This window comes from Bradyrhizobium sp. T-12, assembly GCF_058314695.1.
In genome coordinates this window covers 3730319-3755421 of sequence record NZ_CM177756.1, presented here as the reverse complement: position 1 = coordinate 3755421, position 25103 = coordinate 3730319, and the positions used below count along the sequence as shown (strand labels likewise).

Sequence of the window (25103 nt, the reverse complement as noted above, 5' to 3'; positions counted from 1 at the left end):
CGATCAATTTGCGAGGTCGAGGCTCATGAACTGGTTATGCGGGCTCGCCTGATAATCGGCAAACGGTCCGCAATTTGCGAAGCCGACGCTACGATAGAGTGAAACGGCCGGCGCATGAAGCGACGCCGTGCCGGTTTCCAGGCTGAGACGCGCATAGCCTCGCTTGCGGGCCTCTGCAACGATGTGGAGCAGGATTGCGCGACCGACCCCGGTCCCGCGCGTGGTGGGCGCGGCCCGCATCGACTTCACTTCGCCGTGCATCTCGTCCAATTGCTTCAGCGCACCGAAGCCAGCCAGCGCATCGTTCTGCCAGGCCGTCCAGAACGTCACAGTCGGAGCCGACAAGCCGCTTGCATCGAGCGCCTGCGCATGCTCGCCCATGACGCTGCGGAGCTCTTCCAGGTGATGCGCCAACAAATCGGCCACATGTCGCGCCTTCGGATCGTCTTGCCTGATTTCCATGGCATGCCTTCCATCACGTCGCCGTCTTCGCTTCATTCCATAGCGCATCCATCTCCGTCAGCGATGCCTGCCCGAGGGTGCGTCCCTGCGTCTCCAGCGCGCGCTCGATATAGGCAAAGCGCCTTTCGAACTTGGCGTTTGTCGCGCGCAGGGCGCTTTCCGGGTCCGCGTCGACATGGCGGGCGAGGTTGACCAGCGCGAACATCAGATCGCCGGTCTCCTCCGCGATCTCCTGCCTGTCGCCACGGTCGAGCGCGGCCTCGATCTCGTCCGCTTCCTCACGGATCTTCGCCAGCACCGCGCGCGGGTCATTCCAGTCGAAGCCGACGGTGGAGGCCTTGCGCTGCAGCTCCATGGCGCGGGTCAGCGCCGGCTGGCCGGCCTTGACGCCCGACAGCAGCGATCTGTGCGCCGGCACGTCCTCCGGCGGGCGGCGCGCGGCGCGCTCGGCTTTCTCTTCGGCCTTGATGCGATCCCAGACTTCCTTGACGTGATGCGAGGCGAGATTGCCATCCTTGTCGGCGAAGACGTGCGGGTGACGCCGGATCATTTTTCGCGTGATGGCCTCGACGACGTCTCCAAAAGCAAACGCATTCTGCTCCGACGCCATCTGGGCGTGGAACACGACCTGCAGCAGCAGATCGCCGAGCTCCTCGCGCAAATCGTCGAGATCGCCGCGGGTGATGGCCTCCACCACCTCATAGGCTTCCTCGATCGTGTAGGGCGCGATCGTCGCAAAATTCTGCTCGAGGTCCCAGGGGCAGCCGGTCACCGGCGTGCGCAGCGCCGCCATGATCTCGATCAGGCGGGAAATGTCGCGGGAAGGGGTCATTGCGGGGCGTCTCTCCTGGCTCCGAAACCTTATGCCAAAAGCAGGGCGCCGTTCCCAGCCGGGCGCGGCGGAACAGGCCGATTTCCACCGATTGGCTGAGACGTTCCACAGTGCTAAAGCGCGGGCCATGAGCGACGCATTTTCATCACAAACCGCTTTGGTGCTGTTCTCCGGCGGCCAGGATTCCACCACCTGCCTCGCCTGGGCGCTGAGTCGCTTTGCGCGGGTGGAGACGCTGGGGTTCGACTACGGCCAGCGCCACGCCGTCGAGCTCGATTGCCGCGAACGGCTATTCGACGGCGTGAAGGCGCTCCGCGCGGACTGGGCCGCAAAGCTCGGCGAGAACCATACGCTGTCGATCCCGACGCTGGCGGCCGTGTCCGAGACGGCGCTGACGCGCGATGTCGCCATCGCGATGGGTGCCGACGGGTTGCCGAACACTTTCGTGCCGGGCCGCAATCTGGTGTTTCTGACGTTTGCTGCGGCGCTGGCGTATCGCCGGGGCATCACCCACATCGTCGGCGGCATGTGCGAGACGGATTATTCCGGCTATCCCGATTGCCGCGACGAGACCATCCGCGCCATGCAGGCGGCGCTGTCGCTCGGCATGGCGCGCAAGTTCGAGCTGCATACACCGCTGATGTGGATCGACAAGGCCGCAACGTGGCAACTGGCGCAGGATCTCGGCGGCGACGGGCTGGTCGACCTGATCCGCGAGCAGTCGCACACCTGCTATCTCGGGACGCGCGGCGCGCGGCACGAGTGGGGCTATGGCTGCGGCGAATGCCCGGCGTGCAGCCTGCGGGCGAAGGGGTGGCGGGAGTTTGCGGCGGGGCGCTGATGGCGCTCCGATCCTCACTGTCATTCTCCGCGAAGGCGGGGAATCCAGTACGCCGCGGCTCTCCGCATCCCACAAGCGTCTCTGGAATACTGGATCACCCGCCTTCGCGGGTGATGACAGCTGTGGTCGAGGAAGCAGCGCTCGCGCCACGCCCGAACCGACTACCCTGTAAAATCCTCCGGCCTCAGCTCGATCGGCTTGCCGTGCGGCGTGCGGTCCGCCGCGTGGTCCCAGGCATCGCGATAGCGGTGCAGCGTCTCCACGGATGCGACGCCTTTGCTTGAGACGAGGCCCTCCAGCGTGGCGAGCCAGTGCAGATAGTAGGTCTCGCCCGTATCGGGATCGCCGGCCGCCTGCGCGCGCTTGATCTCGGAAGCCAAGGCGGCTGCCCATTCCGGCCAGGTGAACACGCCGCGCTCGTGCAGTGTCAACGCCATGGCGAACGCATGCGCCTCCCAGGGAGCGCGGAACACCGGGCCGTCGTCATCGCGCGGAATGCTCGGAATGGCGGCCGTTGCGGCCGCCGCTGCCGTGCTGCTCATCACGCCGGGTCCAGATAGGGCTCGAAGGCGTCGATCGAGACCCTCAGCGTGGGATCGCCGTCATCGCCCCAGAGGTCGCGGGCTTCGAACACGACCGTGTAAAGCCATTGCGGATGCTCGCCGCGCTCCATCGCCGCCGTATCCGGAAACACGTGGCAGCCATGGTTCAGCTCGACGATTCCGACATGGCCGCGCACATAGCGGGGCAGCCGCGTGTGCGTGGTCGGATGGATGTTCTTGGCGCGTACGCGATCGCCGATCTCGAATTTCGCGGGCGCTGGGGCAGGGCGGGCGAACTTGCCGCGGACCATGATGCGCTCGACCTGCGTGAGGTCGAACTTGCCGTGCTTGAGCGCCTTTGCGGGCTGCATCGCATGGCCGGCGGCGACCTCCTCCCTCGTGAGGTAGCCCTTCTCGATCAGCATCTCCTCGAGCCCGAGAAACCATTTCTTGTAATAGGAGCTCGACAGATACACGTCTGGCGGCAGCGTCTCGCGGTAGAAGCGCGAGGTGTCGATGTTGAAGGCGCCGGCCGCGCCCATCGCGCGTACCATGGCGAGGACGCGGGACTCCCATTCCTCGTGGAAGACAGGCTCGTTCGGCTCAGCCTCGACCTTGCCGAAGCCGTCCATGCCGCCCATGTCGTGCACGCCGTTCACGACCGCGCTCCCGGCGTCCTGGGAAAGCCCGTGCCGATCATGGAATCGCGCGTGACGAGCTCGGCGAGTTGTTCTTCGCTCCAGCCCTCGGTGCCCTCGGGGCGCATCGGCAGCACCAGGAAGCGCGTCTCGGCGGTGGAATCCCAGACCTGGATCTCCATGTCCTTGGGCAGGGTGACGTCGAAATCGGCGAGCACGCCGCGCGGGTCCTTCACGGCGCGCGAGCGGTAGGGCGCGGCCTTGTACCAGACCGGCGGCAGCCCCAGCATTTCCCAGGGATAGCAGGAGCACAGCGTGCACACGACCATGTTGTGTCGCCCAGGCGTGTTCTCGACCACGACGAGATGATCGCCGACGCGGCTGACATGGCCGAGCGTGCCGATCGCCTTCGAGCCGTCCTCCAGCAGCGCCTTCTTGAACGCCGGATCGCTCCAGGCCTTGGCGACGACGCGCGCGCCGTTGTGCGGGCCGATCTTGGTCTCGTAGGCCTGGATGATGGCGTCGAGCGCGGCCGGCTCGACATACCCCTTTTCGGTCAGAATCGTCTCGAGCGCGCGGACGCGCAGCTCGGTCTCCGACAGCTCGGAATGGTCGTGATCGTGGTCGTGATGATGCTCGCTCATGGCGCAAAGATAGCCCCAGAATCCGGGCCTTGTCGAGGCGGAGACTCTGCTAACATCGCCCCATGGGCTGGGCCGTACGAACCGCAATAACCGCCGCAATCGCGGCTCTCATGACATGCGCGGCGCATGATGCGCGTGCTGCGAATGGCGCTTATGCGGTCGATGCCGCCGACATCTCCGAGGTCGGCTCCTGCAAGGTCGAGAGCTGGATGTCGGCCGCGACGAACACCGATTTTTCGGCGGTCGCCAATCCCTCCTGTGTGGTCGACCCCTTCAGGCCGATCGAGCTGAGCCTCCAGACCATCCGCGCCCGCAGCGACGGCGACTGGAGCACGACCATAGCGCCCAAAGCCAAAACGAATTTCATCCCCACGGGCATCGGACGGTGGGGGTTGTCGGCCTATGGCGGAGGATCGTTCGACGCGGCGACCGGCGAGACGCTGAGCGCCTTTGCGGTCATCCCCGCGACCTTCCGCCTGTCGGAGACCATGCGCATCAACGTCAATGGCGGCTGGCTCTGGGATCGCACCGTGGACCGCCATTACTTCACCTATGGCGTCGGCTTCGACTGGAAGTTCACCGACACGTTGCAGTGGACGATCGAGGCGTATGGCCAGGCCGGCGCGTCCGAGGTCGCGAGCGTCGTGCAACCGCGGCTGCAAACCGGTGTCCGCTACCGGCCGGGCGAGATATTTTCCATCGACGTGATCTACGGCCGCAACATCAGCGGCGAGAACGCCAACTGGATCACCATCGGTACGACGATCCGGTTTCCGGTCGAGGGCAGTGAGCCGGAGCACCGGCGCACCGGACATCTGTGATCAAGAGCAACAAGAAAAGGGGAACTTCCGTTGACCAATTATGTGACGATCGAGAAGGGGCATGGGCCGGAGGGGCGGATCGCCATCGTGCGGTTCGACCGCCATGACGGCATCAACGCGCTGTCGCCCGAAGCGCTGCGGCAGCTTACGGCGGCCGCGAGCAGTTTTGAAGACGACGCGACAACCTCCGTCGTGGTCCTGACCGGCAGCTCGGGCGCATTCAGCGCCGGCTTCGACCTCAAGGATGCCGAGGGACGCTCGCGCAAGGACATGGATCTCGGCGCGCTGCGGCGGCATCTCAAGCTCGGGCCGCGCCTCACCCATGCCTGGCAGGAGATGGAGCAGATCACGATCGCGGCGATCGAGGGCTTTTGTGTCGGCGGCGGCGTCGCGCTGGCCGTGGCGCTCGACTTCCGCATCATGGGACGCGATGCGCACTTGCGCGTGCCTGAGATCGGGCTCGGCATGAACATGAGCTGGCAGAGCATTCCGCGCATGCTGCATCTGATGGGGCCCGCCCGCACCAAGCAGGCGGTGATCCTTGCCGATCAGCGCATCTCGGCGGACGAGGCCCATGAGTGGGGCCTGGTGGAACAGGTGACCGATCCCGGCCATGCTTTCGATTCCGCCATGGAGCTCGCCCGCAAGGTCGCCGCGCAGCCGCCGCTCTCGGTCGCGATGACGAAGCTCACCGTCAACCGGCTCGCGCATGCGCTGGACGATCTCGCCAGCCATATGGACGTCGACCAGTTCGCGCTCGCCAGTCTCAGCGAGGATCACAAGGAGGGCGTCGAGGCGTTCCTGGGCCGCCGCAAGCCGCGCTTCAAGGGGCGATAGATCTTTGCCAGGCCATTGATCGCATCCCCGACAGTCCGTATACGCCGCATTGGGACAAGAGCAGGCTCGGCCAACGAGCCGCACGGGTGACGACATCAGAGGGGAGGGCCCATGACCGCCAATTCGCAGGCGCCTGAGGCAACAGGATTTCGCTGGAAACTGGTCGCACCGCTCGCGGTGTGGCTGGTGATCTATCTGTGGCCGGCGCCTACCGGGCTCAACGTCAATCAGTGGCACTATTTCGCGGTGTTCGCGGCCGTCATCACCGGGCTCATCCTGGAATCGATGCCGGTCGGCGCAGTCGGCTTCATCGGCCTGACGGTCGCGGGCGTCGCCGGCTATATCGATCCCGATCCCGGCAAATCGCTGCGCTGGATGCTGGCAGGCTTTGCCGAGAGCACGGTCTGGTTGATCGTCGGCGCCTTCGTGTTCTCGATCGGCTATCGCAAGAGCCAGCTCGGCCGACGCATCGCATTGGTGCTGGTGCAAAAGCTCGGCCGCAACACGCTCGGCCTCGGTTATGCCGTGGCGATGTCGGATTTCCTGCTGGCGCCGGCAACGCCGTCGAACACCGCGCGCAGCGGCGGCATCGTCTATCCCATCATCAGCAACATCCCGCGCATCTATGGCTCCGAACCGGGGCCGACCGCCGGCAGGATCGGCACCTATGTGATGTGGACGGCCTTTGCCGCGACCGCAGTCACGAGCTCGCTGTTCTTCACTGCGCTCGCGCCGAACGCGGCGGCGCTGGCGATTGCCAAGAAGACGGTCGGGGTCGAGGTCAGCTGGGGCCAGTGGTTCCTCGGCTTCGCGCCGCTCGGCATCCTCCTGATGGTGCTCGTGCCGCTGCTCAGCTATCTCGTTTGCCGGCCCGAGGTGAAGCGCAGCCCGGAGATTTCCGAATGGGCGGCGAAAGAGCTCCAGACGATGGGCCCGATGTCGCGCAACGAGTGGATCATGCTTGGCCTGATCGTGCTCGCGATGTTCCTGTGGATCGCGGGATCGAGCCCGGACATCCACGTGCCCGTGCTCGGCTCGAACTTCGTCAACGCCACCACTGTCGTGTTCATCGTGATCTCCCTGATGCTGGTGACCGGCGTGATCGAATTTGCCGACATCGTCAGCGAGAAGAGCGCCTGGGAGGTGTTCTTCTATTTCACCTCGCTGCTGACGCTGGCCTCCGGCCTCAACGAGATCGGCTTCATCAAATGGTTCGCGACCGAATACGCAAAACCGCTCGCCGGACTATCGCCGTCGACCGCGATGCTGCTGCTGGTCGCGCTGTTCTTCTGGATCCACTATTTCTTCTCGAGCATCACCTCGCATGCCGCCGCCGTGCTGCCCGTGGTGCTCGCGGTCGGATCGGGCATTCCCGACCTGCCAGTCACTACACTTGCGATGCTCTGCATGTACTCGCTCGGCCTTATGGGCGTTATCTCGCCTTATGCGACCGGACCTGCGCCGATGTATTTCGGCAGCGGCTATATCGGGAAGGGCCAGTTCTGGGGCTTTGGCCTGATCTTCGGGCTGCTCTATTTCGCCGGGCTGTTGCTGATCGTGTTGCCCTGGCTGCGGATGGGGTGAGCCGGGCTGGAGGCAGCCCCCAGGGCGGAGGAATATTCTTCTCCAGACAGGGATTGGGGAATCTTCGTCCATCTCCTCGCAAATATCTGACATTGCAAGAAAGACTGGAAAAGGCGATGGTACGTGCTGCGGTGCAGCGCGTGCCCCTTTGAGGCGTTTGCTGCTGTTCCTCCCCCTCGTCGCTGATGCGACCCGGCTTTCGTTTGCCTTTTCCGGCGAGCGAAAGAACTATTGTGCATGAAGGCCGTCTCCATGAACGCTCACCAATCGCTCGCCGTCGGACAGCCGATTGCGCCAGCTCAAGCGATATCGCATCCCGCGCCTGAGCCGGACGCGATGGTCCGTTTCGCCGGCATCTCGAAGACCTATCCGGCCTATCGCGGCAAGTCTGGCGTCAACGCACTACAAAACATCGATTTTGCCATTCCACGCGGTTCCATTACCGGCGTGATAGGCCGCTCCGGCGCCGGCAAGTCGAGCCTGGTGCGGCTCATCAACGGGCTGGAGAAGCCGACCGCGGGCCGCGTGATCGTGGATGGCCGCGATATCTCGGCGCTGACGGGCCGCGAGCTGCGGCTGGCGCAGCGCTCGATCGGCATGATCTTCCAGCATTTCAACCTGCTGTCGTCGCGCACCGCCGCCGACAACATCGCGCTGCCGCTGGAGATCGCCGGTTGGGCCAAGGCCGACATCAAGGCGCGCGTGACCGAGCTGCTCGCGCTGGTCGGCATCGCAGACAAGCATGACCGCTATCCTTCCGAACTCTCCGGCGGCCAGAAGCAGCGCATCGGCATCGCCCGCGCGCTGGCGACGCGGCCGAGCGTGCTCTTGTCGGACGAGGCGACCTCCGCGCTCGATCCGCAGACGACGCGTGCGATCCTCGACCTGCTCGCGAACATCAACCGCGAGCTCGGAGTGACCATCGTGCTGATCACCCACGAAATGTCCGTGGTGCGCCAGCTCGCCAGGGACGTCGTGGTGCTCGACGCCGGCCATGTCGTCGAGAGCGGTCACGTCGCCGACATCTTCACCCATCCGAAACATCCGATCACGCAGTCCTTCCTGGCCGAGGTGGTCGGCGACAGCCTGCCGGTCTCGCTGGCGAGCCGGATCGTGGCGGAGCCGCCTGCCGGCGGGCAGGCCGTGATCCGCGTCCAGGTGCGCGGGGCAGGGGCCGGCGACACGCTGGTGGCGCGGCTCGCCCGCGAGCTCGGCCTCGACATGTCGCTGCTGTCGGCGCGCATCGACGAGATCGGCGGCCAGCATGTCGGCTCGCTCGTTCTCGGCATACCCCTCGGTAGTCCTGGCCGCGACGACGTGCCGGCGCGAGTTCTTGCCTGGCTCTCTCAACATCAATTCCCGGCGGAGCATCTCGGCTATGTCGCCTGAACTCATCAACCTGATCATCCAGGCGACCTTCGAGAGCCTGTACATGGTCGGCATCGCCGCACTGCTCGGCACCGTCTTCGGCCTGCCGCTCGGCGTCTTCCTCGCGACCAGCCGGAAAGGGGAGCTGTTCGCGGCTCCGATCGTCAATCGCGTGCTCGGCATCATCGTCAACGCGACGCGGTCGACGCCTTTCATCATCCTGGTCGTCGCCATCATCCCGTTCACGCGCCTCGTTGCCGGAACCTCGATCGGATCGACCGCGGCGATCGTGCCGCTGACCATCGCGTCGGCGCCGTTCATCGCGCGCCTCGTGGAAGCTGCGATCCGCGAAGTCGATGGCGGCCTGATCGAGACCGCGTCCTCGTTCGGCGCCTCGCCGATGCAGATCGTGTTCAAGGTGCTGATCCCCGAGGCGCTGCCGGGACTTCTGTTGGCGCTGACGCTCGCAGTGGTCAGCCTGCTCGGCTATTCCGCCATGGTGGGCGCGGTCGGCGGCGGGGGCTTGGGGGATCTCGGCATCCGCTACGGCTATCAGCGCTTCATGCCCGAAATGATGCTCGCCGTCGTCGTCGTGCTGATCGCATTGGTGCAGCTCGTGCAGAGCGCGGGCGACTATCTGGCGCGCCGGGTCAACCGCCGGCTGCGGCACCACTGAGCCGGATCACACGGCTCGTCTTGTCCGACGTAGCGTCTCCGAGGGTAGCTCGGAGAAGTGGCGCTTATAGTCGAGCGAGAACTGGCTGAAGTGCCAGAATCCGTGCTGCACGGCAGCGTCGTAGATGGATCTCCCAGCGCCGCCGGCGCGCTTCAGCTCGCGCCGCACGCGGTTCAGCCGCATCGCGCGCCAGTAATGCATCGGACTCGTGCCCAGCACCTCTTGGAAGCAATAACCGAGTTTGCGCGGGCTGGCGCCGACGGCCTTGCAGACCTCCAGCAGCGAAAGTGAACGAGCACCGCTGCCATGCATCAGCTCCCGGGCGCGATCGACGGTTCGCCGCCGCGCGGCAGCGCTGCGCCCGGGATCGCTGGTTCGCGCCGTTGGCAGCATGTCCATGATCTCGACGAGAAGGGCGTCTTCAAGCGCCTGCCTGGCTGCCGGATCGCTGAACCTTTCCGGAGCGGTCGCGATCGTCTCTTGAATGGCGGCGAGGTGCGAGCGCAGCCGCACGACCGGAGCTTCCGCCATTTCGACCATCTGCAATTGGTGCCAGACAGTGCGCGGCAGCTCGATCTCGAGCCGGGCGGCAAGCTCCGAGATCAGCGCCGCGCTGGCAACGATGCCACGCAGCTCGAACGCCTTCGGCGTGCACATATCGACTTCGGCGTCGACGCAGGCGATGACCTGGGCGCCTGCAACGCTGGCGCCGTTGCAATTGACCTCGCCGTCGCCGTGCCAGGACAGGCCGATACCAAAGCTGTCAGCGCCCAGCTGACCGTACTGCCGGACCTGCTGGCTGGTGATTTCGCGGAATACTTCGACATGGGGCAGGGAGAGTTGAGTGAAGCTGCCGCGAAACGCCCCGGCACTGATCTGGTCGTAGCTCAACCGCCAGCGGCCGAGGCTGGCGCAATGCTCATCGACGTCCGTGCTGCTGGCCTGGAACAGGCTGACAGCCGAGTCTTGAATCGGAAGAGTTGCGCGCAAGGTCATGACAGGATTTCGAAATTTGGCGGCAAAGTCCGGCAAGGACCTAGGGCAAGACTGGCATGACCATCGCCCGTGTCCAGCAAAATATTGCCGGATCTCGATAACGTCCGATACCGCCCCGGTGCAGTCTTCTCGCTCACCGTCCCAACACCATCGCGGGGCGAGGCTTCGCGGAGGATCGACATGCGGCCGACCGAGATCATGCGTGGCAGCCCGCCAGCGCCAGAGGCCCAGGTGACGCGCGCCAACTGGCGCAGCTTCCCGGCGATCCGCTGGGGTTTCACCCACACCCGCGAAGTGTTGCCGACGGCCGAGGTTCGCCGCTCGGCCCACCCGAGCCCGATCACCAGCGCGCCGCGCGAGCTGAGCATGATCGGCTTCACCTCGCCCGACGGCACGCCGACCACGATCGCGGCGACATTACGCGAAACTTTCGCCGACACGCTGCTCGTGATGCACCGGGGCACGCTGGTTCACGAATGGTATGGCGATGGCATGAGCGCGACCACACCGCATCTGATCTGCTCGATCAGCAAGGCGGTCGCCGGCACCCTCGGCGGCATTTTGGCCGCGCGCGGATCGCTCGATCCCGAGGCGAGGGTGGTGCGCTATGTGCCGGAGCTGGAGACCTCGGTCTATGCGGGCTGCACTGTCCGCAACCTGCTCGACATGGCCGTCGCCATCAAGTTCGAGGAGGATTACGAGGATCCCGCCGGCGACGTCGCGCGCTACCGATTCTCCTCCGGCTGGGACGTGCCGCCGCCGGGCGTCGAGCCAGGTCATCAGCGCGCCTATCTCACGACCTTGCGCGGCACCGGCAAGCCGCACGGCAAGGTGTTCCACTATGTCTCGCCCAATACCGAAGTGCTCGGCTGGGTCTATGAACGTGCCTGCGGCGTGCCCTACCAGTCCATCCTCTCCGAATATCTCTGGCAGCCCCTGGGCGCGGAGGAGGACGGCTCGCTGACTCTCGACAGCCACGGCATGGGCCGCATCGCGGGCGGCCTGTCGGTCACGGCCCGCGATCTCATCCGCTTCGGCGAGATGATCCGCTGCCGCGGCGTGGTCGAGGGGGGACGGCAGGTGGTGCCGGGCTGGTGGATCGACGACATCAGAGAGAACGGCGATCCCAAGGCCTGGGCCGACGGCGACCTCGCCGAATTCTTCCCGGGCGCGCGCTACCGTAGCAAATGGTTCACGATCGATCCGACCCGCAACGCGATCACTGCGATCGGCATTCATGGCCAGTTGCTCTATGTCGACCTGGACTCGGACACCGTCATCGCCAAGCTCGCCACGCAGCCGAAAGCGATGGACGTTCCGATCGACCAGCGCTGGTTTGCCGCCTTCAACGCCATCACTGCGCATCTCGCCCCGCGCTGAATCATGGACGTCCTCATGCTCGGCACCGTCACGTCCAAACCGTCAGCCCAAGCTGTCGCGCCACATCCGCTGGATCCGCTGACGGCCGAAGAGATCACCGCGGCCTGCACGCTCGCGCGCGCCGCCGCAGTTTCGCCGGAGAACTGCCGCTTCCCGATGGTGCGGCTGGAAGAGCCGACCAAGCAGGAGCTGGCTACCGGGGGAGCTGGACGCTGCGCCTTCGTGCTGACCCTGGACATCACCACGGGCGAGGCGATCGAGCACATCATCGATCTCGGCCGCAGCGCGATCGTCGACCGCAATATCGTTCCCAACCGAGCAGCGCCGTACGGACAGCCGCCGGTGATGCTGGAAGAGTTCTTCAAATGCGAGGCCGTGGTGAAGGCCGATCCCGCCTGGCGCGCGGCGATGGTCCGCCGCGGACTCTCCGACAAGGATATCGAGCTCGTCCAGGTCGATCCATTTTCGTCGGGTTTCTTCGACAAGGAGTTCGAGCGCGGCGCCCGCATCGTGCGCGCCGTCAGCTATTTCCGCGAGCATCTCCAGGACAACGGCTATGCGCATCCGATCGAAGGGGTGGTCGCCGTGGTCGACCTGATCGGCGGTAAGGTCATTGATCTCACCGACGACGATCCGATCGTGCCGATCCCGCGCAAGAAGCGAAATTACGGCGCGCATGACCTCGAAAAGCCGCGCACCGGTATCAAGCCGCTCAACATCGAACAGCCGGAAGGCACGAGCTTTGAGGTCGAGGGCTGGAAGGTCGACTGGCAGAAATGGAGTTTCCGCGTCGGTTTCACTCCGCGCGAAGGGCTGGTGCTGCATCAGCTCGCTTACCAGGACGGTGAGCGCAAACGCTCCTTGATTCATCGCGCCAGCGTCACCGAGATGGTGGTGCCCTATGCCGACCCGACTGCCAATCATTTCTGGAAGTCGGCGTTCGATGCCGGCGAATACGGCCTCGGCATGCTCGCCAATGCGCTCGAGCTCGGCTGCGATTGCCTCGGCAACATCCACTATTTCGACGTGCCGGCTGCCGACAGCAAGGGCGAGCCTTTCGTCATGCAGAACGCGATCTGCATGCACGAAGAAGATTATGGAATTGCCTGGAAGCACTATGAGTTCCGCAATGGCCTGTTCGAGGTCCGCAGATCCCGACGGCTCGTGATCTCGTTCTTCGCGACCGTCGGCAATTACGACTATGGCTTCTATTGGTACCTCTACCAGGACGGCACCATCCAGTTGGAGACCAAGCTCACCGGCATCATCCAGACCGCCGCCGTGCCGTCGGGCGAGACGTACAAATGGGGCGGCATGGTCGACGACAATCTCGGCGGGCCGACGCACCAACACTTCTTCAACGTTCGGCTGCACATGGATCTCGATGGCGGCGGCAACACGGTGACGGAGCACGAATTCGTGCCGCGGCCTTGGGGCCACGACAATCCACACGGCAATGTCTTCGATGTCACGACGCGCGTGCTCTCGCGCGAGCGCGACGCCGCGGCCATCGCCAACGGCGAGACCGGCCGGTTCTGGAAGATCAGCAATCCCAATGAGACCAACTCGGTCGGCAATGCTCCCGCCTACAAGCTCGTGGTCAATCCGAGCCCGCTGATGCTGGCGCAGGAGGGCAGCTACGTGCGCCGGCGCGGCGGCTTTGCCACCAAGCATGTCTGGGTTACCGCGTTCGACAGGGACGAGAAATACGCCAGCGGCGACTATCCCAACGTCCATGCCGGCGGCGACGGCCTGCCGCGCTATGCGGCGCAGAACCGCAACATCGAGAACGCCGACATCGTGGTGTGGCATTCGTTCGGCCACACCCATGTCTGCAAGCCCGAGGATTTTCCGATCATGCCGGTCGAATATGCCGGCTTCACGCTGAAGCCGACCGGATTTTTCGCGGCGAATGCGGCGGCCGACATCCCGCCGGACCGCAATAGCCGCAGCGTGCTGGCGGGCGCAAAGGGCGCCGCCGCAAACTGTTGCCACGCGGACCCGGGGTAACATTCAGTAACTCGCGCGCCATTGGCTTCGGCCGCAACGCTGACCGCGATGCAGCCATGCGTGCGGCCCGTCTCGTGCAGATTGCCGCCGCCAGTCTGGAAATATTCCAATTCTAAAGAAGCGACGCCGCAGCGCGCGTGAGCGCATTGGTCGCACATGCTACGGACATCTCTGGAGAGATTCTAACGCTGTTCCTATCGCACTCGCAAACCGCCTGAGTTAGGGCGGGACATCAAGAACGATACCGGCAAAGCCGGCAGTGCGTGGGGCTTCGAAAGACGTGACCGACTTCCACTTTTCTTCGCGTGAGGATACGCGTCGTCGACAAATTCAGATGCTCTTGCTTGGAGCGGTCAGTACCTTCTCCGTCGTTATTCCCGTCAGTTCCGTGGAAGCGCAGACGCAGATTCCCGCCGTCACTGTCGATGCGCCGGCCCAGCGCGCCCGTCCTGCGGCGATCGCGTCGTCGAAGAGGGCGGCAACACGGACCTCGCGCGCCAATCGCCGCTCTCCCGCGCAGCAGTCCGCGCCAACGCAATCGGCATCATCGAACGACGCGACGGGCGAACGCGCCAACGGTCCTGTGCGCGGCTTCGTCGCCACGCGCAGCGGTACCGCCAGCAAGACGGATACGCCGCTGATCGAAACCCCGCAGTCGGTGTCCGTCGTCACCACCGATCAGGTCCGCAATCAGGGCGCGGTCTCGATCGGCGAGGCGCTGCGGTACACCGCCGGCGTCAGCGGCGACGTCAATGGCGGTTCCGATACCCGCTTCGGCGCACTCCAAATCCGCGGCTTCGACACGACCATGTCGGGCCTCTACATCGATGGCCTGCGAATCCCTTCGAGCAATTACGTGCATTTCAACGGCCTCGATCCCTACGGCGCCGAGCGTCTGGAAGTGCTGAAGGGACCGTCCTCGGCGATGTATGGCGGCAGCGGCACCGGCGGCATCCTCAACTACGTGACCAAGCTGCCGACCGCGCAGCAGTTCGGCGAGGTCTCGATCTCCGGCGGCAGCTTCAACCGCTACCAGGGCCAGTTCGACATGGGCGGACCCGCCAACAAGGAAGGCACGGTGCTGTGGCGCCTGACTGGCGTCGTTCGCGACGGCGAAACCCAGGTCGACTTCACCAAGGACAATCGCGTCTTCATCGCACCGGCCGTCACCTTCAAGCCGAACGAGGACACCACCATCACCCTGCTCGCCAACTACCAGCGCGATCGGGCAGGGTGGGGCCTGCAATTCCTGCCGGCCTCGGGCACGGTATGGCCGAACAACGGCCGCACCATTCCGGTCTCGTTCTTCGCGGGCGTGCCTGGTTTCAACGCGTTCAACACCGAGATCGCAACCGCCGGGTATCAGCTGTCGCACAATTTCACCGACAACATCACGTTCCGGCAGAACCTGCGCTACGCCTACCAGCACAACGAGGAAAAGACCTTCTACGGTACCGGATACACCGACGAGGCGGCGGGGCAGCTGGGGCGTTTCGGCAGCTACAGCAACTCGTACATCAATTCCTTCGCGGTGGACAACCAGCTCCAGGGCAAGTTCAGCACCGGCATTCTCAGCCACACCACGCTGGTCGGGCTCGACTATCGCAACACCACGTTCCGCGACGCCGCCTTTGCCGTCACGACGTCGTCGCCGGAGATCAACGTCTTCAATCCGGTCTACAGCAACGACTGGGCCATGGGCGGCCTCTACGACAACAAGGGCGTGAAGCAGTCGCAGCTCGGCCTCTATGCGCAGGACCAGATCAAGCTCGGCCGGCTGTCGTTCCAGCTCGCGGGCCGTCAGGATTTCGTGACGACGCAGCTGGACACCAATCTGCCTCCTGCCGATACATCAGTCACGAAGGACGCCTCGGCCTTCACCGGCCGCGCCGCAATGATGTACAATTTCGACAACGGCATCGCCCCCTATTTCAGCTATTCCGAGTCGTTCCTGCCGCAGCTCGCGACAAGTCCGTCCGGACAGATGCTCAATCCCGAGACCGGCGCGCAGTACGAGGTGGGCGTCAAGTATCAGCCGCTCGGCTGGAACGCGCTGTTCACCCTCGCTGCCTTCGACCTGACGCGTGACAACGTCGCTGTGTACGTGCCTGCGACGACCTTTTACGAACAGATCGGGCAGGTGAAGTCGCGCGGCATCGAGCTTGAAGGCTCGATGTCGCTCGCCGACGGCTGGAACCTGCGGGCGGCCTATGCCTATGTCGATGCCATGGTCACGCAGGATCCGGTCAATGTCGGCAAGGCCCCCGTCACCGTGCCGCTCAACCGCGCCTCGTTGTGGAGCGACTACACGCTTCAGAACGGACTGCTGCCGGGCCTGCAGTTCGGCGGCGGCGTTCGCTATGTCGGCGCGACCTGGGGTGACGATGCCAACACGTTCAAGGTGGGATCGGCCACCGTGCTGGATGCGCTCCTCGCCTACACCAGGGACAATTGGCGCCTGTCGGTGAACGTCACCAATCTGGCGGATACGCGCTATGTCGCCGCCTGTTACGGCCTGTCGGGCTGCATGTATGCCGAGGGACGGAAAGCCATCGGCAAGCTGACTTACCGCTGGTGAACCGAAGAGGGGCCGGCAAAGCGAGCCGGACCTGCCGGATGAGAGTGCAAGACGATGAGAGCGATATTCGGCAAGCTGCATCGCTGGGCGGGACTGCTCACGGCCGGATTCCTGTTCTTCTCCGGCATCACGGGCGCGATCATCTCCTGGGACCATGAGATCGACGACGTCCTGAACAGCCATTTATTCGACGTCACCAGCAAGGGGCCCGCCATCCCCTCGATCGAGCTCGCCAGGATGATCGAGCAACGCGATCCCCGCGCGCGCGTCGTCTATCTCTTCATGACGCCGGAGGAGGGCCACTCGCTCTGGTTCTTCGTCATGCCCAGGATCGATCCCGCGACCGGCAAGCGGTACGCGCTCGACTACAATCAGATCTTCCTCGATCCCAACACCGGCGCCGAACTCGGCCGGCGCTATTGGGGTGCTGTGTGGCCGGTGACGCGGGAGAATTTCGTCTCCTTCCTCTACAAGCTGCACTACACGATGCACATCCCGGAGTTCTGGGGCAGCGATCGCTGGGGCATGCGCCTGCTCGGCGTGATCGCCATCATCTGGACGATCGACAGCTTCGTTGGCTTCTATCTGACGCTGCCTTCGCGGCGCCGGACCAAGGTGGTGCGGGCACCTGAAGTCACGCGCCAGCTCGAGCGCGGCTTCTGGGCACGCTGGGCGCCGGCCTGGACCATCAAGACCTCGGGCAGCGCCTACCGGATCAATTTCGACATCCATCGCGCCTTCAGCCTGTGGACCTGGGGCGTGCTCTTCATCATCGCCTTCACGGCGTTCTCGCTGAACCTCTATTTCGAGGTGTTCTCTCCGATGATGAAGATGGTGTCGAACTACACGCCGACGCCCTATGAGCAGCGGCCGTATCGCGATCTCGACAATCCCATCGAGCCCAAGGTTACCTTCGCCGAGATCGCCGCGCGCGCGGCGGCCGACGGCAAGGCGCGAGGCTGGACGATCCCAGTCGGCTCGGTCAATTACGGCCCGGCTCATGGTGTCTATGCCGCCGCCTTCTTCCACCCCGGCGACGATCACGGCGCCGGCGGCGTCGGCCCGGCGCAGCTCTATTACGACAGCGAGGATGGCCGCCCCATCGGCGAACGGCTGCCCTGGGTCGGCACCGCCGCCGACATCTTCGTCCAGGCCCAGTTCCCGCTGCATTCGGGCCGCATCGTCGGACTGTTCGGCCGCATCCTGATCTCGATCATGGGGCTCGTGGTTGCCGCGCTCTCGGTCACCGGCGTCGTGATCTGGTGGCGCAAGCGCCGCGCCCGCGTCCGGGTTCGTGAGACTGCGGCGGTGCGGCTCGATCGGCAACTCACGCCGGCGGAGTAGGGCGCGCCCGCCGACCGAGGATGAACCTTCCGGCTTGGCGCCGCCACCAATGGGGACCGCTCCCAAGCCCCCGGACGTCGAATGAAATCGCTTGCCTTGCTCTGCCTGCTCGTCCTGGCGACGCCCGTTCATGCGGCGACGCCCGAGCAACGCTATCTCGACCTGCGCGATCGCTACATCGCAAAGTTCTCCAAAGCCAAGGAGAGTGAGGAGATCTACAAGCAGCACGAGGCCGCCCTGAAGGAGCTGGCGGGCGTGCTGCGCGGCCTTATCGGACCGGTCGCGATCAAGGGGCTGCCCGCGGACGGCAAATCGAACGCCGACACGCTGTTCAAAGGTGACTCGGGCTTCGGCCATCTCGACGGTCTCGGTTTCGCCTCCGAAGGCGACAAGAGACAGGCTGTGGTGACCACAACGGGGCTGCTCAAGCACTGGCTGGGTGAGCACCGGGAGGACGGCATGCCGCAAGAGATCGGTGGGGCCTTCAAGTCCGACCGCTTCTACTATCAAGCAATTCAGGACTCGGCCTTCGCCAAATATGCGGAGCTGCCGATCATCAAGCCGGCGTCTGCGAGCGTCGCGGCCGCGGTGCTGGGCGTGCGCGGCAATGGCGATCTGAAAGCGCCGCCGCGTGAGATCGACGTCGTCGCGATCCAGGTTGACAAGGTCTTCTTCCTCGCCGACAGCGACGCCGTCAAGACGTCCGAGATTCCGGCCTGCGAGAAAGTCTGGAAGCAGATGATGGCCCGGAAAACGCCGCAAGACGCCATGGCCAAAGAAGACCAGGCGATGGACGCCTACACCAAATGCTTCGCCAAGGAAGCACCAAGCCAGAGCTGGTACGCAGCGGCCGTCAAAAAGGCACAGGGCCAGTTGGATCTGTTGCTGTCGCGATAGCCGTCCCGACTGCTCTGCTACGCGGACAATTCGACCGGCTTGCCGGCCTCATCGATCAGGTGCACGCGATCGATATCGACGCGCGGCAGCAATGATCGGATCTGCTCCGTCGGCATCAGGCTGAAAGCCGTCGACAGGGCGTCAGCGGCAGTCGCGCTGCGGGAAACGGTCGTCACGCTGCGATAGCGCAGGGCGCAGCCGCCCGATCGGGGATCGAACAAATGGTTGAAGCGCGCCCTGGAATCGAACTGGCAGCCGTAGCCGCCCGAGGTGGACACGGCGCGATCGACGACCGGCAAGACCGTCTTCGTCTGGCCGACAATGTCGGGATCGGCGATGCCGACCTCCCAGGGATGTCCGTCCGGACGCGCGCCGATCGCGCGGGCTTCGCCCATGTCGACCAGGCTGTGAGAGACGCCGTGCGCCCGCAGCAAGTCGACCACTTTGTCGGTGACGTAGCCTTGCGCGATCCCGTTCAGGGTGACGGCCATGCCCTTGGGCATCACGATCCGGGCGCGGCTGACTGACAGCCGGTGGCTACCGATGCGCGCCAGCACCGCCTTGATTTCGGTTGCCGCAGGACCCGCCGGATCGACATCGTCGCGCGCGAAGTGGCTGGTATAGAGCTCCCACAGCGGCTGCACCGTGACATCGAACAGACCGCCCGTGACCATGGAATAATGCTGCGAGGTCGAGAGCAGCTCGACCATTTCGGCGGCGGGATCGATCAGGACACCCGTCCGGTTCAGGACGACCAGGGCGGAATCGGGGAGGTAGAGACTGAACTGTCGCTCGAGCCGCCGCGCCTCGGCGCAGGCCAGTACGATCAGCCGCTCCGCCCGGCTGCGATCCTCGTCGTGGATCTCCAACGTCGCAACCGCGCCCAGCATCGTGCCGCGCCAGGTGACCGGCGCGACCTCTGCACGAGCGGGATGACCTGAAGACAGCGCGCCGAGGCTAGCAGCCGCCGCGCTGATCCGGATGAAGCGTCGCCGCGTCAGGGTTGGCGTCATGGCGTCCTCCTCGGTCGTTCGCCCGGCGGGCCTTCCGCTGCCTCGTCGGCCGCCGCAGTGCCGGGGACAGTCGCCGACGCCAGGACATAGTCCCGCGGCACATCGTTGAAGCCGACGATCCTGCCGCCGTTTTCACCGGCGAACTTCTCCGCCGCCGCCTTGTCCGAGAACGGAACGGCCTCGTCGCCGCCCATGCCGCTCTTGACCCGGCTCTCGATCACGAACAGCGCCTTGCGCGCCTCAATCCAATTGTCGGCGCCCGGCTTGTCCCAGTCGGGGGTCTTGCCCATGTCGGACACGTAGATCGCCAAAATGTCCTTGGGCTCGTCGGGCAGCATGGTGAAGGCGATGGTGTCCCGCACCGACGAGAACCACACGGGCTCAATGAGGCTCGCAGCAAAGATATGACCCTTCGGTCCCGGATGCTCGAGCACGTTCATGCCACAGTAATGCCCGATGTCTTCTGCGGTCATCCGATGCGGCGGCGGGACCTTCGCCGCCTGCTTGTCGTTGCAGCCTGCGAGCGTCAGCGGCACGAGCAAGGCGAACAGGATCGTTCGGCGCCTCATAGCTCCCTCCGAGAGAAGGCGAGCGCGGCCAGCGCCAGCGGCACCGAGGTCCAGCCGAGCAGGGCGGTCAGCAGGACCGGTATCGTCAGGGACGTCGTCTGGGCAAGGCCGGCCATGCCGGCGAAGGTGCTGACATTGGCAAACCCGGTGAGGTTGATCAGACGATAGGCGTCGGTCGGGTTGGCCAGCAGCATGGCGTTGAGCACGGCGGCCGAGATGCTGCGTCCCTGATCGAGCGCGAGCACGCCGAGCAGCGCCATGTCGTAAATCAGCACCAGCAGCAGCCACAATCCGATGCAGATGCCGGCTGCCGTTCCGCGGTCCCGCACGAGCGCGCTGACCAGATATCCGATCGCGACGAAAACGGCGCCGAGCAGCACCGAGGAGCCCACCATGGCCCCGAACGCCAGCAGACTATCGCCGTCGATCTGGCTGCCCGTCGCCGCCAGCGCTCCAACCGCCGCGCCGTAGCCGAGGCACGTCGCAAAAGCGAGGACGGCGAGATGGCCCAGAAACTTGCCGAGCAGAACCTGCCATCGCGCGACCGGGTAGCTCAGCAGCAACAGCATCGTGCCGCGTTCCATCTCGCCGACGATGGCGTCATGAGAGATCAGAAGCGCGATGAGCGGAACGAGAAAGATCGTCAGGCTCGACAGGCTGACGACGACCACGTCCAGCGTGCGAACGCCCACATTCCCGGTCGGCGCGCTGCCGAGAAAGGTCAGCGACAAAGCAAGCCCGGCGAGGAGGAGCGTTGCGGCAAGCACCCAGCGATTGCGGATGGCCTGATGGATCTCCTTGGCGGCGATGATCATGACGTTCATGGCGCCTGCTCCGATTGCCGGAGGAAATGAGCATAGAGCTCGTCGAGGGTCGGCGGAACCACATCGACATCCTCGACGGCATTGCCGGCGGCCGTGGCGCGATGCAGCAGCTCGATCTTGCGCTCCGGCGCGGCGTCGATCTCGACGATGTGGCCGTTCAGGCGGCGGCAGGTCGCATCTTGCGGCGCCCAGCCCGGCATCTCGCTCGGAGCGAGGCCCGCCACCTTGAGGCGGATCCTGGTGGGCAGCCTGGCGAGACGACGCAGCTCGTCGATCGATCCGTCCGCGACCTTGATGCCGCGGTTCATGATGATGACCCGGCCCGCACGTTCCTCGAGTTCGGTCAGCGCATGCGACGACAGCAGCACGGTCGCGCCGCTGGCCGCCAGCCGCGCGATGATGTCGTAGAAGGTCTGCCGCAGCTCAGGATCGAGGCCGGTGGTCGGCTCGTCGAGCAGCAGCACGCGCGGCTGACCGAGCAGCGCCTGCGCGAGCCCGAGCCGCTGGCGCATGCCTTTCGAATAGGTGCTGACCCGGCGGCGGCTCGCCGCGCCCAGCCCGACGGCTTCGAGCAGATCGAGCGCCTTGGCCACCGGCTCCCGCTTCAGCCTGGCATAGAAGGCCTGCGTCTCGCGGCCGGTGAGGGCAGGGTCGAAGGAGACGTTTTCCGGGAGGTAGCCGAGCTGGCGCCGGCCCGCGAATTCGCCGGCGGCAGGATTGTCTCCGAGAACCTCGATGGCGCCGCTGGTCGGCCGGATCAGCCCCAGCATGAGCTTCATGAGCGTGGTCTTGCCGGCGCCGTTGTGGCCGATCAAGGCCACCAGCTCGCCCTGGCCAAGCGTGAACGAGGCGCCGCGCACGGCCTCGACCCGGCCATAGGTCTTGGTGACGTCGCTGACGCGTACCGTGCTGGTCATCGCGTCTCCTTCCGCGCCGCGCCCCGTGGCGGCGATACCAGCGGATGGCTGTCGACCACGCCGCCGGGCAGCAACGCCGGAAACTGCGCCTGCGCCCAGCGGATCACCTGGACGGCGGGGCTGTTGATCAGGACCTTCGCAGCGGGCGCCGTCCACAGCACGCGATCGATGAGGTCGTTCGGCCGGTACGCCGTGTCGGCGATACCGTCGCCGTTGAGGTCGAAGGCCGGATTATCGCTCCAGTAATTGCCGCGCCCCCCGGTCGACCAGTCGAGATGCCGTGTGCCGACATATTTCACCTGGTTGGCGTTGCTGACGAAGGCGTTGCCGGTGATCTCGTTGCCTTCGGAGCCGGCCGTGAAGTGCACGCCGATAGCGCAGCGCTCGAACCAGTTGTTGCGGAATTTGTTGTGATTGGTGTTGTAGATGAACACGCATTTCTCGGGGCCGCTCCGCAGCGTGCTCTCCCGTTTGGCTTGCGGCAGCATGCCTCGCTCGTCGTCGGGACCTTCGTCCGCTTTCTGTACAGTCGAGCCGATCGGGCCACCGATGACCCGATTGTCTTCGATCTGGGCATGGTTCGCGTAGTTGAAGAGCATGCCATAGTCGCGATCGCGATCGGAGGAATTGCCGCGGATCACGAGACGGTTCGAATACATGATGGCGTAGCCGACATGGTTGCCAACTGAAACGTTGCCGCTGATCTCGCTGTCGTTGGTGTACATGTAGTGGACGGCGAAGCGAACCTGCTCGAAGCGATTGTCGAGGAAACGGTCCTTGTTGCTGGAGATCGAGAAGATGCCGTCGCGGCCGTAACGGAAATTGTTGTTGGCGATGGTGACGTCGGGCGCATTCCAAAGCGAAACGCCGTTGCCGGCCTCGCTGAGACGTCCTCCGCGCAGTCCCTCGATCTCGTTGCGGACGACGCGGGAGCCCCTGGCTCCATGCACATAGACGCCGAACAGGTTTCCCACCAGCCGGTTGTCCTCGATCGTCGCGCGCTCGGCCGTCTTCTGCAGGAAGATCCCGGAATTCATCGCCTGAAGATCGCGGCCCGATCCCCGGATGGTCAAGCCGCGGACAGTGACGTCGGGTGCGCTGACGGTGATGACGTTGCCGTCGCCGTCGCCATCGAGCACGGCCTCGCGGTTGCCGACCAGCTGTAAAGGACGGTCGATGCGGATCGCGCCGTGATATTCGCCGGCCGCAAGCGCGACGACGTCGCCGGCGCGCGCACCATCCAGCACTGCTTGCAGCGACTGGCCAGGCGCAGCCGTCAACGTCTCCGCACCGGCGAAGCCGGACAATCCGGCGGCGACAAGCGCCGCCGGAAACATGCGTAACAATGGACCCACGAGGTCGCTCCGATCAGACCGATTTCGGCTCGACGAACATCCGGCCCTTCATCTCCATGTGCATGGCGTGGCAGAACCAGGAGCAATAGTACCAGTAGACACCCGGCCTGTCGGCCGTGAAACTCACGGACGCCGTCGCCATCGGCCCGATCTCCATCTGGATGCCGTAGTTCACGATGCAGAACCCGTGCGTCAGGTCTTCCACCGCATCGATATTGGTGACGAATACCGTCACTTCGTCACCTTGCTTGACCTGGAACTGCTCGAGACCAAAGGCTGGGGCGGTGGACGTCATGTAGACGCGCACCTTGTTGCCGTCGCGAATGACCTTCGAATCCGCCTCGAGGTTGATGCCGTCGGCCTTGGCCTGCTTGACCGCGTCCGCAAACATCGGATCCGCGCGGTCGTAGATCGAGATCGGGTTGATCTTGGAGCGGTGAACGATGGTCGCGTCATGCGGCTCGGCGAAGCTCGGGCCGTCATGCACCAGCTTCATCTGATCGCCGGAGATGTCGATCAGCTGATCGTTCTCGGGCTTGAGCGGGCCGACGTTCAAGAAACGGTCCTTCGAGAACTTGTTCAGCGAGATGAGCCATTTTCCATCCGCCTCCTTGGTCTGGCCCATCGAAGAATGGTTGTGACCCGGTTGATAGTGCACGTCGATCTTCTGAAGGATGGGATTGACCTTCTCGCCCTTGAACGCCCGCTTGGCGAGATCGATGCTCCACTTGCAGACCTGGCTGTCGAGGAACAGCGTCGTGTAGGCGTTGCCCTTGCCGTCGTAGGCGGTATGCAGCGGGCCGAGGCCGAGCTCGGGCTCCGCGACCACGACGTCGCGCGGCTTGATCTTGTCGTCGAACAGATCGTCGAATTTGCGGACGTCCATCACGGTCACGGTGGGCGAGAGCTTTCCGGCCGCCACGATGTGAATGCCGTCCGGCGCCGTGTTCATGCCGTGCGGATTGTTCGAGACCGGAACGTAGCGGGTGTAGGCCGAGCCCTTGCGGCCGTCGATGACGGGCACGCCGTTCATTTCCTTGAAGTCGCCCTTCTTCAGGGCTTCCTCGATCCGCTTGATGTTGAAGATGACGACCCAGTCCTGTTCGCTGGCAGTCATCTCAGCGAGCGTGACGCCTTCCTCGCCGTTGTAGCAGGTCGCGAAGCAGTATTTGCCCTGATAGTCGGCATCGACGTTGTCGAGGTTGCCGCTGACGATCACCTGCCAGGCCACCTTCATCGTGTCGCCGTCAATCGCGCTGAAGATGGAGCGATACTGCTTGGCATCGTCGAGGACCTTGCCGTCATTGGGCAGAGGCACGCCATCCTCGCCATTGGCAAACACATACCCCGTGCGCGGGTATTTCTGCACCCGCAGGCCGTGGACCGTGTGCTGGTTCGGCAGCTCGACGATCTTGTCGCATTTCATGATGTCGAGCCGCACCCGTGCGACGCGGCTGTTGGCCTTGTCGTTCATGAAGGCGTAGCGGCCGTCATAGGTGCCGTCCGTGAACGAAATGTGGGGGTGATGGAGATCGCCGTTCAGGAACGTGCCGCCGCGATTCTTCAGGAATTCGCGGGTCGCGGGCTGCAGCCCCTCGGTCAGGACCTTGATGCTCTCGTTGGTCTGGCCCCAGCCGGTCGCGCTGCAACGGTTGAAGACCGGAACGCGCATCAGCTCGCGCATCGACGGAAGGCCGATGATGCGCATCTCGCCGGACTGTCCGCTCGAGAAGAACACATAATATTCGTCGAGCTCGCCGGGCGCGACCTCGGTCTTCTGCACGGCCGGCCTCGCCGCCGGCGCTTTCGTCGCGGCATTCTTGGTCTGCGCGTCCGCGGAGGAGACGAAGCCGCCGTCCGTCAGCGCTACTCCGCCGGCAAGGCCCACGCCCGCTGCGGCCGCCGTCGTTCCCAGCACTGTTCGTCGGCTGACGCCCTTTGCCTTATCGTTCTCGCTCATGATTGCCTCCTCGGC

Annotated in this window: 23 protein-coding genes; 11 read left to right on the top strand and 12 right to left on the bottom strand. The window is 64.8% G+C overall.

Translation table 11 applies throughout. From position 1 onward, the window contains the following. Nucleotides 1-3: 3 nt before the first annotated feature. Together AC0WRY_RS17640 and mazG are read right to left on the bottom strand one after the other, a co-directional pair. Nucleotides 4-462, bottom strand: a complete 459-nt coding sequence (locus AC0WRY_RS17640; RefSeq protein ID WP_194402104.1) for a GNAT family N-acetyltransferase — start codon at nt 460-462, stop codon at nt 4-6. A 13-nt stretch (nt 463-475) separates the two neighbouring features. Continuing rightward, nucleotides 476-1294: a nucleoside triphosphate pyrophosphohydrolase gene (gene mazG, locus AC0WRY_RS17635; RefSeq protein ID WP_194402103.1), complete on the bottom strand. Its 819-nt coding sequence runs from the start codon at nt 1292-1294 to the stop codon at nt 476-478. A gap of 127 nt (nt 1295-1421) precedes the next feature. Between mazG and queC the strand changes: the two genes are divergently transcribed. Next, nucleotides 1422-2135 carry a 7-cyano-7-deazaguanine synthase QueC gene (queC, locus tag AC0WRY_RS17630; protein ID WP_194402102.1) on the top strand — a complete coding sequence of 238 codons (714 nt, stop codon included), beginning with the start codon at nt 1422-1424 and terminating at the stop codon, nt 2133-2135. 161 nt (nt 2136-2296) lie between these two features. Here queC and AC0WRY_RS17625 read toward each other — a convergent pair whose 3' ends face one another. The 3 genes from AC0WRY_RS17625 to nthA are packed head-to-tail and all read right to left on the bottom strand — an operon-like array spanning nt 2297 to nt 3959. Next, the gene (locus AC0WRY_RS17625; protein WP_194402101.1) at nt 2297-2677 is read right to left on the bottom strand and encodes a nitrile hydratase accessory protein; all 381 of its coding nucleotides are present in this window, start codon (nt 2675-2677) and stop codon (nt 2297-2299) included. Next, nucleotides 2677-3336, bottom strand: a complete 660-nt coding sequence (gene nthB / locus AC0WRY_RS17620; RefSeq protein ID WP_194402100.1) for a nitrile hydratase subunit beta — start codon at nt 3334-3336, stop codon at nt 2677-2679. The genes AC0WRY_RS17625 and nthB overlap by 1 nt, the downstream gene beginning before the upstream one ends. Further along, entirely contained in the window at nt 3333-3959 is a 627-nt protein-coding gene (gene nthA, locus AC0WRY_RS17615; RefSeq protein WP_194402099.1) for a nitrile hydratase subunit alpha, read from the bottom strand. Before nthA ends, nthB begins: the two co-directional genes overlap by 4 nt. A 62-nt stretch (nt 3960-4021) precedes the next feature. Between nthA and AC0WRY_RS17610 the strand changes: the two genes are divergently transcribed. From AC0WRY_RS17610 to AC0WRY_RS17590, 5 genes are all read left to right on the top strand, one after another. Further along, nucleotides 4022-4780 carry a PA4824 family protein gene (locus AC0WRY_RS17610; RefSeq protein WP_491120160.1) on the top strand — a complete coding sequence of 253 codons (759 nt, stop codon included), beginning with the start codon at nt 4022-4024 and terminating at the stop codon, nt 4778-4780. Nucleotides 4781-4810: 30 nt separating this feature from the next. Then, nucleotides 4811-5617 carry an enoyl-CoA hydratase/isomerase family protein gene (locus AC0WRY_RS17605; RefSeq protein ID WP_491120158.1) on the top strand — a complete coding sequence of 269 codons (807 nt, stop codon included), beginning with the start codon at nt 4811-4813 and terminating at the stop codon, nt 5615-5617. 111 nt (nt 5618-5728) lie between these two features. Beyond that, on the top strand, nt 5729-7201 hold the full coding sequence (locus tag AC0WRY_RS17600; protein WP_194402096.1) for a DASS family sodium-coupled anion symporter: 1473 nt from the start codon (nt 5729-5731) through the stop codon (nt 7199-7201). Between the two features lie 237 nt (nt 7202-7438). Beyond that, nucleotides 7439-8590: a methionine ABC transporter ATP-binding protein gene (locus tag AC0WRY_RS17595; protein WP_491120156.1), complete on the top strand. Its 1152-nt coding sequence runs from the start codon at nt 7439-7441 to the stop codon at nt 8588-8590. Beyond that, on the top strand, nt 8580-9245 hold the full coding sequence (locus tag AC0WRY_RS17590; protein ID WP_194402094.1) for a methionine ABC transporter permease: 666 nt from the start codon (nt 8580-8582) through the stop codon (nt 9243-9245). Before AC0WRY_RS17595 ends, AC0WRY_RS17590 begins: the two co-directional genes overlap by 11 nt. 6 nt (nt 9246-9251) lie before the next feature. Here the strand turns inward: AC0WRY_RS17590 and AC0WRY_RS17585 are convergent, their stop codons facing one another. Further along, nucleotides 9252-10241, bottom strand: coding sequence for a helix-turn-helix domain-containing protein (locus AC0WRY_RS17585; RefSeq protein WP_491120154.1), 990 nt, complete (start codon nt 10239-10241; stop codon nt 9252-9254). Nucleotides 10242-10421: 180 nt separating this feature from the next. On the opposite strand from AC0WRY_RS17585, the gene AC0WRY_RS17580 reads away from it, so the two are divergent. From AC0WRY_RS17580 to AC0WRY_RS17560, 5 genes are all read left to right on the top strand, one after another. Next, the gene (locus AC0WRY_RS17580; protein WP_491120152.1) at nt 10422-11621 is read left to right on the top strand and encodes a serine hydrolase domain-containing protein; all 1200 of its coding nucleotides are present in this window, start codon (nt 10422-10424) and stop codon (nt 11619-11621) included. Between the two features lie 15 nt (nt 11622-11636). Further along, on the top strand, nt 11637-13631 hold the full coding sequence (locus AC0WRY_RS17575; RefSeq protein ID WP_491123482.1) for a primary-amine oxidase: 1995 nt from the start codon (nt 11637-11639) through the stop codon (nt 13629-13631). 334 nt (nt 13632-13965) lie between these two features. Continuing rightward, nucleotides 13966-16209: a TonB-dependent siderophore receptor gene (locus tag AC0WRY_RS17570; protein ID WP_491120150.1), complete on the top strand. Its 2244-nt coding sequence runs from the start codon at nt 13966-13968 to the stop codon at nt 16207-16209. A 54-nt stretch (nt 16210-16263) separates the two neighbouring features. Further along, a complete protein-coding gene (gene fsrB, locus AC0WRY_RS17565; protein ID WP_491120147.1) occupies nt 16264-17553 on the top strand; it encodes a siderophore utilization protein FsrB in 1290 nt (429 codons plus the stop codon). A gap of 81 nt (nt 17554-17634) precedes the next feature. Continuing rightward, nucleotides 17635-18450, top strand: coding sequence for a hypothetical protein (locus AC0WRY_RS17560; RefSeq protein WP_491120145.1), 816 nt, complete (start codon nt 17635-17637; stop codon nt 18448-18450). A gap of 17 nt (nt 18451-18467) precedes the next feature. Here AC0WRY_RS17560 and AC0WRY_RS17555 read toward each other — a convergent pair whose 3' ends face one another. Genes AC0WRY_RS17555 through nosZ form a run of 6 tightly spaced genes read right to left on the bottom strand, consistent with a single transcriptional unit; the run spans nt 18468 to nt 25088 of the window. After that, on the bottom strand, nt 18468-19463 hold the full coding sequence (locus AC0WRY_RS17555) for an FAD:protein FMN transferase (protein ID WP_491120143.1): 996 nt from the start codon (nt 19461-19463) through the stop codon (nt 18468-18470). Then, entirely contained in the window at nt 19460-20032 is a 573-nt protein-coding gene (locus tag AC0WRY_RS17550) for a nitrous oxide reductase accessory protein NosL (protein ID WP_491120141.1), read from the bottom strand. The genes AC0WRY_RS17555 and AC0WRY_RS17550 overlap by 4 nt, the downstream gene beginning before the upstream one ends. Further along, nucleotides 20029-20856, bottom strand: coding sequence for an ABC transporter permease (locus tag AC0WRY_RS17545; RefSeq protein WP_194402087.1), 828 nt, complete (start codon nt 20854-20856; stop codon nt 20029-20031). The genes AC0WRY_RS17550 and AC0WRY_RS17545 overlap by 4 nt, the downstream gene beginning before the upstream one ends. Continuing rightward, nucleotides 20853-21773 (bottom strand): ABC transporter ATP-binding protein, encoded by a 921-nt coding sequence (locus tag AC0WRY_RS17540; RefSeq protein WP_491120139.1) that lies wholly within the window; start codon nt 21771-21773, stop codon nt 20853-20855. The genes AC0WRY_RS17545 and AC0WRY_RS17540 overlap by 4 nt, the downstream gene beginning before the upstream one ends. Further along, on the bottom strand, nt 21770-23110 hold the full coding sequence (locus AC0WRY_RS17535) for a nitrous oxide reductase family maturation protein NosD (RefSeq protein WP_491123481.1): 1341 nt from the start codon (nt 23108-23110) through the stop codon (nt 21770-21772). The genes AC0WRY_RS17540 and AC0WRY_RS17535 overlap by 4 nt, the downstream gene beginning before the upstream one ends. 31 nt (nt 23111-23141) lie before the next feature. Further along, nucleotides 23142-25088 (bottom strand): TAT-dependent nitrous-oxide reductase, encoded by a 1947-nt coding sequence (gene nosZ / locus AC0WRY_RS17530; RefSeq protein ID WP_491120137.1) that lies wholly within the window; start codon nt 25086-25088, stop codon nt 23142-23144. Nucleotides 25089-25103: the final 15 nt, after the last annotated feature.

Excerpts from the sequence above, each read along its gene's own strand:
- AC0WRY_RS17545 (WP_194402087.1), bottom strand. The coding sequence starts at position 20,856 with ATGAACGTCATGATCATCGCCGCCAAGGAGATCCATCAGGCCATCCGC.
- AC0WRY_RS17610 (WP_491120160.1), top strand. The coding sequence starts at position 4,022 with ATGGGCTGGGCCGTACGAACCGCAATAACCGCCGCAATCGCGGCTCTC.
- AC0WRY_RS17540 (WP_491120139.1), bottom strand. The coding sequence starts at position 21,773 with ATGACCAGCACGGTACGCGTCAGCGACGTCACCAAGACCTATGGCCGG.
- AC0WRY_RS17585 (WP_491120154.1), bottom strand. The coding sequence starts at position 10,241 with ATGACCTTGCGCGCAACTCTTCCGATTCAAGACTCGGCTGTCAGCCTG.
- AC0WRY_RS17570 (WP_491120150.1), top strand. The coding sequence starts at position 13,966 with ATGCTCTTGCTTGGAGCGGTCAGTACCTTCTCCGTCGTTATTCCCGTC.
- fsrB (WP_491120147.1), top strand. The coding sequence starts at position 16,264 with ATGAGAGCGATATTCGGCAAGCTGCATCGCTGGGCGGGACTGCTCACG.
- queC (WP_194402102.1), top strand. The coding sequence starts at position 1,422 with ATGAGCGACGCATTTTCATCACAAACCGCTTTGGTGCTGTTCTCCGGC.
- AC0WRY_RS17575 (WP_491123482.1), top strand. The coding sequence starts at position 11,637 with ATGCTCGGCACCGTCACGTCCAAACCGTCAGCCCAAGCTGTCGCGCCA.
- nosZ (WP_491120137.1), bottom strand. The coding sequence starts at position 25,088 with ATGAGCGAGAACGATAAGGCAAAGGGCGTCAGCCGACGAACAGTGCTG.
- AC0WRY_RS17640 (WP_194402104.1), bottom strand. The coding sequence starts at position 462 with ATGGAAATCAGGCAAGACGATCCGAAGGCGCGACATGTGGCCGATTTG.
- AC0WRY_RS17535 (WP_491123481.1), bottom strand. The coding sequence starts at position 23,110 with ATGTTTCCGGCGGCGCTTGTCGCCGCCGGATTGTCCGGCTTCGCCGGT.
- AC0WRY_RS17590 (WP_194402094.1), top strand. The coding sequence starts at position 8,580 with ATGTCGCCTGAACTCATCAACCTGATCATCCAGGCGACCTTCGAGAGC.
- AC0WRY_RS17595 (WP_491120156.1), top strand. The coding sequence starts at position 7,439 with ATGAAGGCCGTCTCCATGAACGCTCACCAATCGCTCGCCGTCGGACAG.
- AC0WRY_RS17560 (WP_491120145.1), top strand. The coding sequence starts at position 17,635 with ATGAAATCGCTTGCCTTGCTCTGCCTGCTCGTCCTGGCGACGCCCGTT.
- AC0WRY_RS17550 (WP_491120141.1), bottom strand. The coding sequence starts at position 20,032 with ATGAGGCGCCGAACGATCCTGTTCGCCTTGCTCGTGCCGCTGACGCTC.
- AC0WRY_RS17555 (WP_491120143.1), bottom strand. The coding sequence starts at position 19,463 with ATGACGCCAACCCTGACGCGGCGACGCTTCATCCGGATCAGCGCGGCG.
- mazG (WP_194402103.1), bottom strand. The coding sequence starts at position 1,294 with ATGACCCCTTCCCGCGACATTTCCCGCCTGATCGAGATCATGGCGGCG.
- AC0WRY_RS17580 (WP_491120152.1), top strand. The coding sequence starts at position 10,422 with ATGCGGCCGACCGAGATCATGCGTGGCAGCCCGCCAGCGCCAGAGGCC.
- AC0WRY_RS17625 (WP_194402101.1), bottom strand. The coding sequence starts at position 2,677 with ATGAGCAGCACGGCAGCGGCGGCCGCAACGGCCGCCATTCCGAGCATT.
- nthA (WP_194402099.1), bottom strand. The coding sequence starts at position 3,959 with ATGAGCGAGCATCATCACGACCACGATCACGACCATTCCGAGCTGTCG.
- AC0WRY_RS17600 (WP_194402096.1), top strand. The coding sequence starts at position 5,729 with ATGACCGCCAATTCGCAGGCGCCTGAGGCAACAGGATTTCGCTGGAAA.